We start from the raw sequence: 13139 nt of genomic DNA, 5'->3' as shown, positions 1-13139 counted from the left end.
AAAAACTGCTGTTTTTTTAGGTGGCACCCCTTGAAAATTCGGTAGGGGATATTATTTTCAACCATATCTTTTTTCAGGAGGTTTGTCATGGCAGAGGCTGGTAAGAATTCCCGCCAATTCCGCGCTGAGGTGCGCAAGGTCCTGCATATCCTCACAAATTCACTGTATACCAATCGCGAAATTTTTTTGCGGGAACTTGTTTCCAACGCATCAGACGCGCTGGACAAATTGCGTTATCGCATGAGCCGTGGCGAAAGCCCAAGTGTTACTGACCTTCCGCTCGAAATCAGCATCAGCCTGGACAAGGATGCCAAGGTGCTGACCATTGCCGATACCGGCGTCGGCATGACCGCAGAAGAACTGGCCGAAAACCTGGGAACCATCGCCCGGTCAGGTTCAGAGCAGTTTTTGGCCGATGTGGCTGCTGAAAACGCCGCCAAGGGTACAGCCGACGCCGACGCAGCAGGCGAAGAGGGCGCGGATGCCCGGCCCGCAGATGCCGCCAATATCATTGGCCGTTTCGGCGTGGGCTTTTATTCCGTATTTATGGTGGCCAGCAAGGTAGAGGTTACCTCGCGGCCTGCCTTTGGCGACAATGCCGAGGCCAGCGTGTGGGTAAGCGACGGCCTGGGCACGTTTACCCTCGAGCCCGCCACCGGCGAGGCCCCCGTGCGGGGCACGGTCATCAAGGCCTGGCTCAAGGACGATGCCGCCGAATTTGCGGAGAAATTCCGCGTTGAATCCGTGATCCGCAAGCATTCGGCCTTTGTGCCCTTTCCCGTTCTGGTGGACGGCGAGCGGGTCAACACGCAGCCAGCGCTGTGGCGTGAACCCAAGTTTTCGGTAACCAAGGAGCAGTACGATTCTTTCTACAAGGCGCTGACCTACGACGCCAAGGATCCGCTGGACACCCTGCACCTTTCTGTGGATGCCCCCGTGCAGTTCAATGCGCTGCTGTTCACGCCAGATTCTGCGCAGGATTTTTTTGGCGCAGACCGCGAATACTGGGGCCTCGATCTCTACGCCCGGCGTGTGCTGATACAGCACCGCAACAAGGAACTGGTGCCTGAATATCTGGCATTCATGAAGGGCGTGGTGGATACCGAAGATCTGCCCCTGAACATCTCGCGTGAGACGCTTCAGGAAAACGTGGTGCTGCGCAAGATCAGCCAGGTGCTGGTAAAGCAGGCTCTGGGCCATCTGGAAAAGCTGGCCAGAGACGATGCGGAAAAGTACAGCCGCTTCTGGAACCTGCACGGCAAGGTTTTCAAGCTGGGCTACCACGATTATGCCAACCGCGAGCGCATTTGCGCCCTGCTGCGGTTTAATTCTTCTACGCTGGCCGATGCCGACGCGCTGACCAGCCTTGACGAATACATGGCCCGCGCTGCCGAAGGGCAAAAAACCATCTGGTACGTGGCCGCGCCCAACCGCGAGGCTGCCCGCCTCAATCCGCACATGGAGCGCTTCCGCCGCAAGGGCATTGAAGTGTTGTGGCTCTACGAGCCGGTTGACGAATTTGTGATGGACAGCCTTGCCAAGTACAAGGAATGGGAATTCAAGTCTGTGGAAACAGCGGCAGACGATGCCCTGAACGATTTTGCAGACAAGGAGCAGCCGGAGCACGAGGCAGCTGCGCCGCTTTCGGAAGACGAAAGCGCAACGTTTGATGCCCTGCTGGAAAAGATGAAGGCAATTCTGGGTGAAAAGGTCACGGACGTGCGCGTTTCGCACCGCCTGGCAGACAGCCCTGCCGTGCTGGTTTCGCCAGAGGGCGGCATGTCCTCTTCCATGGAAAAGCTGCTCAAGGTCATGCAGAAGGACGATTCCATCCCCGTAAAGGTGCTGGAGGTCAACCGCGACCATCCGCTGCTGCGCAGCATGCTGCGTATCTTCAGGGCCGATGCGGAAGACAGGATTCTTGCAGACATGACCGGTCATCTTTTTGATGCCAGCCTGCTGCTCGACGGCTACCTCAAAGACCCGCAGGCCCTGGCCGCCCGCACCGGCAAGCTGCTGGAAGAGGCCGCCGCCTGGTACACTGAGGTACGCAAAATATAGAAATGCGCCCCGCACGGCGCAAAGTTGGTCATAACTGAAACGAGGCCCTTGTGATCCACAGGGGCCTCGCTGCTTTTGAAAATCGGGGCAGGCTAGTACACTACGCTGTACGACATGACCTCTGGCCGATGGAAGAAAAATTCCACCCGCCGGTTCAGAGCGCGACTTTGCTCGTCAATGCCGGGCTTGAGGGGACGCGTGTCGCCGTAGCTTACAGCGCGCATGCGCGTGGGCTTGATGCCGTGGTTGGCAAGGTAGTGAACCATTGCTGAAGCGCGCCCGCCAGAGAGCTCCCAGGCAGATGCGTAGGGTGGCCGGGCTTCTGTGGAATCGGCATGCCCACGCACCACAAGATACAGGTTGTATTCGTTCATCAGCTTCAGCACGGCTTCAAGCACCTTTGTGCCTTCGGGCAGCAGTTCGACACTGCCGGGCTTGAACATGACGTCCGAATTGACGCGCAGTTGCACGCCCACATCGTCGGCGCTGATGCCCGAAGAATTCTGCGGCACGGCATCGGCCATGAGCATCTGCTTGATTTTTTGGGCAATGGCGTAGTGCGACTTTTCAACTTCGTTGATCTTGAGGTCGCGTGCGTCGATCTTGTCCGTATTCTGGATAAACGGATTGTTTGAAATGGGGGATGTGGAGCTGGAGTCGAAGTTGCGCTCTCCGCTAAAATACGCGGCAAGTCCCGCCTTTGTATCCGGCGGAACCATGCTGAGGATCCACAGCAGCAGAAAGAAGGCCATCATGGCTGTAACAAAGTCGGCATAGGCCACTTTCCATGCGCCACCGCCCATAGGCTTCCTCCTTTCTTAAGTATTGTGCGCAGGGCCGCGCACCTTGTACCGGGGCCAGATGCCTCTGGCCGCCAGCGCCCGTATCTGGCCAAACCATAGCAGATTTTGGCCACAGGGCAAAATGTGGGCGGGGCAGCCCCGCGCGAACGGCCTAGCCGCTCTTGAGGCGTTCTTCCATTTCGGCAAACGAGGGACGAAAGGGATAGGGTATGGCCCTGCGGCCATATTCAACGGCGATCAGCGGGGTAGAGCCGCGAATGGCCGCAGCCACGGCTTCCTTGATGGCGTTGAAATAAAAATGCTCTTCGGCCACATAGTTTTCAAGCTTGGCGCCCATGGGGCCAAAAAGGCCGTAACAGGCAAGAATACCAAAAAACGTACCAACAAGTGCTGCCGCAATGTAGTGGCCCAGAACTTCCGGGGGTTCGTTGATCTTGCCCATGGCGAGCACCACGCCAAGCACGCAGGCCACAATACCCATGCCCGGCAGCGATTCGGCCATGTGCGACACGGCGTGGGCAGGCAAAATGCCTTCTTCCTTCATGGTTTCAATGTCCACATCCATGAGGCTGTCAATATCAGCGGGGTCGCCCGTGGTCAGGTACACGCGCAGCGTGTCGCCCACAAAGTTCACCAGAACGGTGTCTTTGGAAATACTGGGATATTTGCTGAAAATAGGGCTGGATTCGGGCTTTTCAACGTCACTTTCAATGCTGATCACGCCCTCGCGGTGCATCTTGGAAAAAAGTGCGTACAGCAGGGCCAGGGTTTCAAGATAGTGGTTTTTGCTGGAACCGGGGTCGGCGAATATGTGTTTGATGCTTTTGAGAACCAGGCCAAAGGTGTACTTGGTCTGCGAACCAAAGAACGCACCAAAGGCACAACCCAAAATGATAATGAACTCGGCGGGCTGAAAAAGAACGCCCCATTCGCCGTGGGCCATGGTGTAGCCCGTGCCGACTGAAGCTGCAACGATGACCAGTCCAATAATTAAGTACATACTGCCGCCTGTTCTCTCAATGCTATCCGTGTCGTTCGGTCAGGTGTGGGGCTGACCGTCCAGCAAAACGCGGTAATGACCAGATGTGCCAAGGTGCTGCCCGTTCAGGCAGGCCTCACGGCTGTTCTGTCTGGTCTTCTTGTATGCTTAACGCCCGCAATGCTAATAGCTTTAGCCCATGACGCCGAAAAGGCAAGCCCCGGCCCAAATTTGCGGGTCTCCGATAAACAGCTGGAGCTGCATTTTACGCAGCAGCAGGCAGTGCATCAGCGGCCCAAAATGCCGCGCAGCAGGCCTCCTGCCCCCTTGGTGGCATCCTTGGTAACACCGCCTGCCTGCTTACCCGTATCCAGCAGTGCGCCGGGCAGCTTTTTTGCCATATCAAGGGCAAACTTGGGGTCAACCCCGTAAGAAATATCGCTCAGAGGCCCCTTGGCCGTAACGGGGATGGTCAGGCCCAGGGTCTTGATGTCCATGGCCGCATCAATGTGCTGCCGGGGCAGGCTGATGCGGGCCTTGCCTGCGGCATTGAGGCTTGGCGAGGCAACGGTTATGGGGGCAGCGTTGATTTCGCCGTCCTTTGCCGTAAAGGGCGCGCGGGTCAGATCAAACGTGTCGGGCAGCGGGCCGCCCTTGCCCGCAAGCATGGGCAGGCTTTTGCCAAGCTCGGCCATGGCCGGTACATGCAGCTGGCGGATTTCAACTTGCCCACGGCCAGCAAGACTTTGCCGAACTTCGGCCGCACCGCCGCAGTTCATGGTGAGATCTGTTTCCAGCATGGCGAGGCCATCCACCGTGCGCTTTTTGCCCAGGGCAACCAGCAGCGGCCCCAGATCCACATCGGCCGCATTGGCCTTGATGGCGCAGGTTTCGTTGGCCATATTTACACTGCCCGTGGCCTTGATGCTGCCGCCGCTGCCAAGGGTGGCAGCAAGCGAGGTGAGGGCGTAACGGCCTTTTTCGCCCTTGATGGCCAGAAAAATGTCCTTTGCCTGCAAACCGCCCTTGCTGATGGAGGCAACCTTGGCGCGAATGTCCAGTGCGGGCATTTTTTGTGCCGCTGCGGGGTCGGGCTTGGCCGCCTTTTTGGCAGGTGCCGTCTCTGCCTCGCTGGAGGTGGCCTTGGCATCGTGAGCCTTGCCGCTGGCAGGCGGGGTTTCCGCCGCAGACAGATAGGGCGTGAGATTGATCGCACCAGCCTGAATATCTGCGGTTATGCCCAGAGGGGCATCTGCCGGGAATTCAAAACGCAGCCCGCCGCGCAGGGAAATATCGTCTGTCTGCAACTGCATCTGGCTGAGATTCATGGCATTGGGAACATACCGCAGCATGGTTCTGAAGCGCAGTTCGTCCTTGCCGGGAGCGGGCTTGATGGTATGGCCCGCAAGAGCCGCCATTTTTTGGGGCGAGCCCTCGATTTCCAGCGATCCGTTAAAGGTGGGCACGCTCAGGGACGCTTCGCCAGATATGGTCATGCGTGCCTGGGGGGTGCCCAGGATGGCTCTCGTAAGCTGCAAATGCAGATCGGTGAGCCGCAACGTGCCCTCGCAGGTGAGTTGCAGGGGGCCAGCCTCCTTGGGCAGTGCGCCGGTCAGCGGGGTAACTGTCAGGGCCGTCTGCCTGAAAAGCAGCTGGGGCGGCGCATAGCGCAGGCGCGATGTAAAGGCCAGCGTGCCGGAAAGATTGTTCGCCTCTTTGGCTGCATCGCTCTGGCTGTTGCCAAGGGCAAAGGAAAAGTCGCACTGCACCGTGGCCTCCTGGCCGATGCGCAGATTTTCCACCGAGAGGTTGACGTCGTTGATGCGCAGGATTTGCCCGGCAGCGCCCGTATAGGTAATCGAGCCCTGGCGCAGCACCAGGCGCTTCAGTTCAATGGGCAGGGCGGGTGGCTCCAAAGCTGTCTTTGCCGCAGGGGCGGGCTGGTCGGCGGGGGCGGTTTCGGCCTTTGAAGGCGCATTTTTGGCAGCGCCAGGCTTGGAACTGCCAGGCTTGGACGCATTGGGTTTTGGCGTTTCTGCCTTGGGCGGTTCTGGTGTGGTTTCTGGCGGGGCAACGGATTTGCCTTCGCGAATTTCCACAACGGGGCTGTCGAGGCGAATTTCGCGCACAACCACATTGCCGGCAAGCAGAGGGCTTAGCTCCAGTTGTGCCATGCCGCCCTTGACGGCAATGGACACGCCCTGGGCTTCGTCAGCATTGCCCCAGTGCGCCTGACCAAAGTGGACGCCGGGAGGAAAAAAGGAAATTCCTGGCGGGGTGTCGAACTGAAGAGGCTGGCCGGTGGCCTTGGCTGTGGCGTCGGCGATTTGCCGTACCACAAAATCCGTGTCCACACGGCTGATCAGAATGACCGCCGCCACTGCAAGCACGGCAATGCCGCCCAGAATCCATATAATCATGCGCTTCATTGAATCTCCGCTGGCTATTCGCGGCCCTGGCGGCCGCGTAAACCGACCGTGCCTTTCGGCAGCGGGGTATGGATATGACCACCGTTTCCTTTATACGAAATGCCCGCAAGCAGTGCAAGACGAAGAAACAACAGGGCAGAAAACTGGTAAACGGCCCTTCCCGTCTTGGGCAGGGCAGTTGCGGTAGTGCCGCGCAATCCATATATTGCCGAAAAAAGACAGAAAGTGTTCAAAACAGCACGCGGCAAGGTCTGCAAGTGCAAGGAGAAGCATCCGCATGGGGCTTGATAAAACGCATCGGTCTGCCACCGGGCAAGGGCGCGCAGGGCAGCCGCCCCTGCCGCCTGCCCTGATGGTTCAGGGAACATGCTCCAATGCGGGCAAAAGCCTGCTGGCGGCTGCCCTGTGCCGCCTGCTTGCGCGGCGCGGCCTGCGGGTTGCGCCCTTCAAGGCGCAGAATATGGCTCTGAATTCCTTTGTAACCAGCGATGGCAAGGAAATGGGGCGCGCACAGGTTTTGCAGGCGGCGGCCTGCGGTCTGGCGCCAGATGTGCGAATGAATCCGGTGCTGCTCAAGCCCACATCCAACACGGGATCACAGGTGATTGTGCTGGGCGAGCCGGTGGGGCAGATGCGCGTAAGCGAATATCTCACCTACAAGCCAACGGCGTGGAAGGCCGTGCGCCGTGCCTACGGCAGCCTGGCCGCAGACATGGACGTGATGGTGATTGAAGGTGCGGGCAGCCCGGCAGAAATCAACCTCAGGGCGCACGACATTGTAAACATGCGCATGGCCCGCCATGCGGGGGCGCTGGTGGCGCTGGTGGCCGATATTGACCGGGGCGGCGCGTTTGCGGCCCTTGCGGGAACCATGGCCCTGCTGACCCGCGCAGAGCGCAGCAGGGTGGGCGGGTTTATTCTCAACAAGTTCCGGGGTGATGCCAGCCTGCTTGATCCTGCCTTGAGCCTGCTGCAACGCCGCACGGGCAAGCCTTTCTGGGGCGTTGTGCCCATGCTGGAAAATCTGCGGCTTCCGGAAGAAGATTCCGTGAGCTTCAAGCAGGGGTTGACGCCCGGTCTGCATGCGGGCGCGCACGGGGCCGGGGCAGAAAATGCGCCAGAAGGCGGAGCAGGGTTGCTGGATATTGTGGTTCCCGACTTGCCGCACCTGAGTAATGCCACCGATCTCGATGCCCTGCGCGACGAGCCCGGTGTGCGGCTGCGCATTGTGCGCAGTGCAGAGCACTGGGGTTCGCCGCATGCGGTGATTTTGCCGGGTAGCCGCAACACTGTGGACGATCTGCGTTTTTTGCAGCGTAGCGGGCTGGCCGCCTGTGTACGCGGATTTGCCTATCAGTGCCTGCAAGAGGGGCGCGGGGCCGTGGTGGGCATATGTGGGGGCTTGCAGATGCTTGGAGCCGAAATTGCCGACCCTCTGGGGCTTGAAGAAGGCGGCTGCGAGCCGGGGCTTGCCCTGCTGCCGTTGCGCACCGAGCTGCTGGCGGCCAAGCGGCTGTGCCGCACGGGAGGCTGGGCGCACCCCTGCCTCACCGGTTTTGAGCGCCAACCTGTGTGCGGATACGAAATCCACCACGGGCAGACCGTGGTTGTGTCCACGGCCCGGCCAGCGGGGCCGCCGGTTGATGCCCCCATTGCCGGGCAGCCCGGCACGCAGGCACTGGCGCAGCGGCCTGTGCGCGTGGTCATGGCCGACAGCGAGGAGCAGCCCCTTGGCTGGGGTCTCTGCGATGATCAGGGCCGCGCGCGGGTATGGGGCAGCTATCTGCATGGGCTTTTTGATGCGGACGAGTTCCGCCACGCCTTGTTGCAGAGCCTGCGGCACGGGGCCGGGCTGCCGCCAGCGCCGCTGGCAACCTACAGCCTGGGGCCGGAGCTGGACAGGCTGGCGGACGCCGTGGAAGCCGCACTGGATATGCCCGCCATTCTCTCCCAGCTGGGCCTTGGCTGAGCGCCGCGAGGCGTTACGGTTTCTTGCGGCGGCTAGGCGGGCGGGGTTGCGGTGTGCGGCTCTGGCTTGCAGGCCGGGCTGCTGCCTTTCCACTGGCTCAGCAGCACGCCCAGCACAATGAGGGCTGCGCCGCCGTACTGGGCCTGAAGCAGTTTTTCATCCAGCAGGGCAAGGCCAAAAAGCAGGGCGAAGACGGGAATAAGATTGGTGTAGGCTGCCGCGCGTCCGGCAGAAAGCCGTTTGACGCCAAAATTGTACAGGCCGTATCCGGCAAAGGTAACAATGCCGCCAAGGTACAGCAGGCAGGCCCACGGAGCCCAGGCCGGAAAAGTTTTGCCAAGGCTGACAAAGGAGTCTGACTCTGGGATGGTCAGGGCTAGCAGACAAAAAAAGACCATGCCCACAAAGGCCTGCACTGCCGTTATGCACAGGGCGCTGTACTGTGTGGAAAGATGGCGGGCCAGCACGGTGTAACCGGCGGCGCAGAACATGGCCAGGGCTTCAAAAATATTGCCAAGGAGGGGGTTGGTGGCCTTGTCGTCGGGCACTGCGGCCAGTGTCAGCCATGTCACCCCGCAAACAGCCAGCAAAAAACCCAGCCACATGCGCAGGCCCGCGCGTTCGCGCAGGGCGGCAAAGGCGGTTGCGGCCACCAGCAGGGGCAGCAGCGAGGTGATCATGCCCGCCTGAGAGGCGGTGGTAAGGCGCAGGGCGTGTGTTTCAAATAAAAAAAACAGACAGGGCTCGCACAGGGCCATGAGCACCAGGGTTCCCCAATGCCCGTGGATCTTCAGTTCACGCCAGAGGCGGGGGCACAGGGGCAAAAAAACCACGCAGGCCACAAGCATTCGTCCAGCCATGGTTTGCAGGGGACTCAAGGTCGCCAGGGCAATGCGCAGTACCACAAATGTTGAGCCCCAAAAGGCCATGGCCGTCAGCAGGGCCATGTGGGGCAGTAGTTTGGAGGCAGAGGGGGGCATGGTGATTTTTCGGATTCTCCAGAATTGTCGCGGATGATTTTTGCCGCAGCCTATGGTAAGAAGCCCAATACTTCAAGAGACGGGCATGGTTGGGGTTGCGACGGGTATCGGCCTGCTGGCTGTGTGGTTTGGCGAAAGGCAAGGCCTACTGTTTGCGGGAGCAAGAAGCATGAGCATCAAAACCATTATCAAGACTTCCAATCTCGCGCAGCTTCTGCTTCTTTTGCTGTTGGGGCTTTGCCTGGTGGCTTTTGGGCGCGGCCTGCACGACAGCAGGCGAATGCTCGAAAATTACTACGAGCTCGATTCATTGCTGCTGGATGTGGAAACCAATGCCCGCCAGTGCTTTGAAGAAGCCCACGCATTTATTTTTACAGGCAGCCCAGACAGGTACGCCAACTGGCAGATTTTGAGCCAGATTCGCGACGGGGCCGCGAAGGATGTTGCCACGCGCGGTGTTTCCTTTGAGGATACAGCGCGCAAGATCAATCTTTCTGCGGGCATGCAGGCGCAGGTGCAGTCGTTGCTGGCCCAGCGCAAACACCTCGATTCTTTGCTTGATAAAGCCGTCAGCATGGCCCTTGGCAACAGCGGCCCCCCGCACTGGGACAGGGACGGCCTTGATCTGCGCGGTGCGCAGGCCTGGGCCGACAGGGTAAACTTGGACAGCGAAGTGCAGCAGGTTCTGTTCAGCGCCCAGGCCCTGCGCGAGGTGCAGTACCGCAGTTTTCTCGACCAGATAAGCCTTCAGGAGAGCCCGCTTGCGCAGATGGTCTGGGCCATGGCCGTTGCCCTGCTGGCCCTTGGTGCCAGCGCTGTGGTCAATATCTATATTTTTCAGAAGCGTGTGGTGCAACCTCTTGGCGAGGTCAGCCGCTATGCCGGGGGCGTGGCCGAGGGGGGCGACCCCGCGCCGGTCAAGCTTGGGCATCAGGACGAACTTTCCAACATGTTTGAGGCCTTGCAGCGCATGAAGGGAACCCTCTTTACGCGCATACGCGAGCTCAAGGAGGCCGAGCGCCGCTCCCGCAAAAGCAAACAGCAGGCCGTGCTTGCCAGGGCGCAGGCCCTTACCTCGCTTGAGCTGGCCCAAAAAGCCTCGCACGTGCAGGAGGATTTTTTGCGGCGCATGAGCCACGAAATACGCACCCCTCTCAACGCCATCATCGGCATGAGTTATCTGAGCCTTCAGGCTGGCCCCACCGGGGTGCAGCGCGACTATATTTCGCAGATAAACAAGGCTGGCAGTGTGCTGCTCGACATGGTCAACCGCATTCTTGATTTTTCGAGCGCAAACGAGGGCCTGCTGCGGCGCGAAAGCCGCGCCTTTCACCTGTCGCGTCTGTTTGAACTGCTGCGGCAAAGTGTGGCAGGCAGTGCTCTGGAAAAACATCTGGAACTCAATTTTACCATTGATCCCGCAGTTCCCCCGGTTATTGAAGGCGATGAGCGCCATCTGGAAGAGGTGTTGCGCATTCTGCTGGACAATGCCGTCAAGTATACCCGCACCGGCACTGTGGAGTGCAGCGTGCAGTACGCGCACGATGGTGGGCAGGGGGAAGTGTGCCGCCTGCTTTTTGTGGTGGCCGACAGCGGCCCCGGCATGGATGCGGCCCTTAGGGAAAAGCTTTTTGAACCCTTTGCCCTTGGCGACGAATCGTTGACCCGTGCAAACAGCGGTCTTGGCCTTGGGCTGGCCCTTGCGCGGCAACTGGTTGATCTGCTGGGGGGCGAGCTTTCTGTGGCAAGTTCACCCGGCAAGGGCAGCCGCTTTTTCTTTGAACTTTCGTTTGGGCGCGTGCAGCCTTGCTGCACAACAGAAACTTCGCCCGCTCAGGAAGCCCAGGAGGCGGTGGAAAGCATATTCAACCCCGCCGATATGCAGCAGCGCACCGTGCTGGTGGTGGAAGACAATGACATCAACGCCCAGATTGCCAGCGAGCTTCTGGCGCAGGCAGGGCTGGCCGTGCGTGTGGCCTCCAACGGCCTGGCGGCTGTAAACGAAGTGCGCGCTGGCGGCGTTGATCTTGTCATCATGGATGTGCAGATGCCCATCATGGACGGGCTGGAGGCCACCACGCGCATACGCGAGCTGGGTTATTCTTCTGAAAGCCTGCCCATTCTGGCCATGACCGCGCACGCCGATGCCGCCTCGCGTCTGGACGGCAAAAATGTGGGCATGAACGACTATCTCACCAAGCCCGTTGACCCCGCAGCCCTTTATGCCGCGCTGGAACAATGGCTGCCCGGCGGGCTTGAGCACAATCCCCTGGCCCAGAGCGCCGCGCCAGAGCAAAACTTGGCGCGTGAAAACGGCGGTACGGAGCTGGACGTGATGCGCGATTCTGCTGCGGCCATTGCCGAGCCAGATTGCCCTGCCATCAATGTGGAGGCCGGGCTTGCCACCGTGGGTGGCAACCACGATCTGTACAGCGAGCTTTTGCTGCGTTTTGTAGAGCACTATGGCGACAGCGCAAGAGAATTGCGCGGGCTGCTGGCCTTCGGCGATCTGCGCGGCGCTGCTCGTCTGGCGCATACCGTCAAGGGGGTGGCCGCCAACCTGGGGGTCGAGCGCGTGTGCCGGCTCACGCGGCGTATGGAAAATTCGCTGCCCCTTAGCCCGCCCAGCGAAAGCCTGATTGACGAATTTGAAGAGAGCATGAACGAGGTGCTGATGCGCGTGCGCTGTCTGGAAGGCGCAAGCCGCACGCCCACCACGGGTTCCATGCATCTGGACGAAGAGCACCGCGAAGGCCTGCTGGTTCTGCTGGCCGAGTTGCCAGATCTTGTGGAAACAGACTGGGGCAATGCAGAAAGCTCGCTGGAGCGCTTTTTGCCCTTTGTGGACGGCACTCCATACGCAGAAGACCTTTCCGCTGTTCTTGCCGCAGTAAAGGATTTTGACAACGGCGCGCTTCAGGGGCAGGCCGCTGCCCTGCAACACCGTTTGCGGGGCGGGAATGCATGAAAGTAGTATTCTGCCTTGACGACAAGATTCAGTACCTGACCCTGCTCAAGGTGGCGGTGCGTTCGTTGCGTGCCGTGCAGGGAAGCGACGCCCCCTGCCTGTGCGTGTACGCCGGGCAGGATGCCGCCCTGCTGGCCGAGCTGGAGGCCGAGAATGTTCCTGTGGCGCGTTACACTCCACAGCTTGATCCCCATGATTTCACGCCCTTGGGGCAGGCTTGCGCGGGCTGTTTTCTCAAGCTCGAGCTTGCGCTTGTGCCAGAACTCGCCCACGACGACCGCGTGCTTTACTGCGATACGGATGTGCTTTTTTACCGCCCTCTGGACGAACTTTTTGCACAGCATCCGGCCTATGTGGGCATGGCCAGAGAGTACACAGCACCATTTTTTCACCAGCACCAGCAGCTTTCGTATGAATTCCGGGGCGCGCGCTATACCGTGCCCTTGCCCTTTCCCATCTGGACATACTCCAGCGGCGTGGCCCTGTTTAACCTTGAAAAGCTGCGCAAACGCGATTTCATCGGTCATTTTATGGCTTTTTGTAAGGAAAACGAATCGCGTATCGGCAACCTTGATCAATCCCTGATAAATTATTTTTTCGGCAAGCGCATTACCCGGCTGGACGACTGCTGGAATTGCCCCCCCTACCGGGCGGAATGCCGGGATGAGGCGAAAATCGTGCATTTTCACGGCCCCAAACCGTGGGAACACAACAGGACAAAGCTCAAGGATCTGCTCATCAACCACTACAGTTACATGCGCGGTCTTTGGCTTGATTATTTGCACCCCGGCGAGCGCACACTTGTGGAATCGTGGTTTTAACGCGGCACGCCCGAATTTGCGCAGGGGCATGAAGTATTTTGTGCATTGGCCGATAAGTGAGAAAGCCGGGCCTGAAAGACCGCAATATCTGCGGCAGACCCACTGCAAATAATGGGTTTCAGTCGCCGC

Annotated in this window: 8 protein-coding genes; 4 read left to right on the top strand and 4 right to left on the bottom strand. The window is 59.7% G+C overall.

The genetic code is table 11. The features are described 5' to 3' along the window. Nucleotides 1–87 precede the first annotated feature (87 nt). Nucleotides 88–2061: a molecular chaperone HtpG gene (gene htpG, locus ACE3NW_RS06240; RefSeq protein ID WP_374281497.1), complete on the top strand. Its 1974-nt coding sequence runs from the start codon at nt 88–90 to the stop codon at nt 2059–2061. Between the two features lie 92 nt (nt 2062–2153). On the opposite strand, the gene ACE3NW_RS06235 is transcribed toward htpG, so the two are convergent. From ACE3NW_RS06235 to ACE3NW_RS06225, 3 genes are all read right to left on the bottom strand, one after another. Next, a complete protein-coding gene (locus tag ACE3NW_RS06235) occupies nt 2154–2864 on the bottom strand; it encodes a flagellar motor protein MotB (RefSeq protein ID WP_374281495.1) in 711 nt (236 codons plus the stop codon). A gap of 151 nt (nt 2865–3015) precedes the next feature. Then, nucleotides 3016–3864: a flagellar motor stator protein MotA gene (motA, locus tag ACE3NW_RS06230; protein WP_374281493.1), complete on the bottom strand. Its 849-nt coding sequence runs from the start codon at nt 3862–3864 to the stop codon at nt 3016–3018. Nucleotides 3865–4130: 266 nt separating this feature from the next. Further along, nucleotides 4131–6272: an AsmA family protein gene (locus tag ACE3NW_RS06225; RefSeq protein WP_374281491.1), complete on the bottom strand. Its 2142-nt coding sequence runs from the start codon at nt 6270–6272 to the stop codon at nt 4131–4133. Nucleotides 6273–6624: 352 nt separating this feature from the next. Between ACE3NW_RS06225 and ACE3NW_RS06220 the strand changes: the two genes are divergently transcribed. Continuing rightward, nucleotides 6625–8241, top strand: coding sequence for a cobyric acid synthase (locus tag ACE3NW_RS06220; protein ID WP_374281620.1), 1617 nt, complete (start codon nt 6625–6627; stop codon nt 8239–8241). Between the two features lie 32 nt (nt 8242–8273). Here ACE3NW_RS06220 and ACE3NW_RS06215 read toward each other — a convergent pair whose 3' ends face one another. Continuing rightward, the gene (locus ACE3NW_RS06215) at nt 8274–9221 is read right to left on the bottom strand and encodes a DMT family transporter (protein ID WP_374281489.1); all 948 of its coding nucleotides are present in this window, start codon (nt 9219–9221) and stop codon (nt 8274–8276) included. Nucleotides 9222–9306: 85 nt separating this feature from the next. Here ACE3NW_RS06215 and ACE3NW_RS06210 point away from each other — a divergent pair, with 85 nt between their 5' ends. Beyond that, nucleotides 9307–12189: a response regulator gene (locus tag ACE3NW_RS06210; RefSeq protein ID WP_374281487.1), complete on the top strand. Its 2883-nt coding sequence runs from the start codon at nt 9307–9309 to the stop codon at nt 12187–12189. After that, complete coding sequence (locus ACE3NW_RS06205) at nt 12186–13010, top strand: glycosyltransferase family 8 protein (protein WP_374281485.1); 825 nt, start codon at nt 12186–12188, stop codon at nt 13008–13010. The genes ACE3NW_RS06210 and ACE3NW_RS06205 overlap by 4 nt, the downstream gene beginning before the upstream one ends. Nucleotides 13011–13139: the final 129 nt, after the last annotated feature.

It is taken from the genome of Desulfovibrio sp. (assembly GCF_041907885.1).
In the GTDB taxonomy this organism is placed as follows: domain Bacteria; phylum Desulfobacterota; class Desulfovibrionia; order Desulfovibrionales; family Desulfovibrionaceae; genus Desulfovibrio.
This window is presented reverse-complemented; position numbering and strand designations above follow the sequence as displayed.

Coding starts and splice junctions, on each gene's coding strand:
- htpG (WP_374281497.1), top strand. CDS start 88: ATGGCAGAGGCTGGTAAGAATTCCCGCCAATTCCGCGCTGAGGTGCGC.
- ACE3NW_RS06235 (WP_374281495.1), bottom strand. CDS start 2,864: ATGGGCGGTGGCGCATGGAAAGTGGCCTATGCCGACTTTGTTACAGCC.
- motA (WP_374281493.1), bottom strand. CDS start 3,864: ATGTACTTAATTATTGGACTGGTCATCGTTGCAGCTTCAGTCGGCACG.
- ACE3NW_RS06225 (WP_374281491.1), bottom strand. CDS start 6,272: ATGAAGCGCATGATTATATGGATTCTGGGCGGCATTGCCGTGCTTGCA.
- ACE3NW_RS06220 (WP_374281620.1), top strand. CDS start 6,625: ATGGTTCAGGGAACATGCTCCAATGCGGGCAAAAGCCTGCTGGCGGCT.
- ACE3NW_RS06215 (WP_374281489.1), bottom strand. CDS start 9,221: ATGCCCCCCTCTGCCTCCAAACTACTGCCCCACATGGCCCTGCTGACG.
- ACE3NW_RS06210 (WP_374281487.1), top strand. CDS start 9,307: ATGGTTGGGGTTGCGACGGGTATCGGCCTGCTGGCTGTGTGGTTTGGC.
- ACE3NW_RS06205 (WP_374281485.1), top strand. CDS start 12,186: ATGAAAGTAGTATTCTGCCTTGACGACAAGATTCAGTACCTGACCCTG.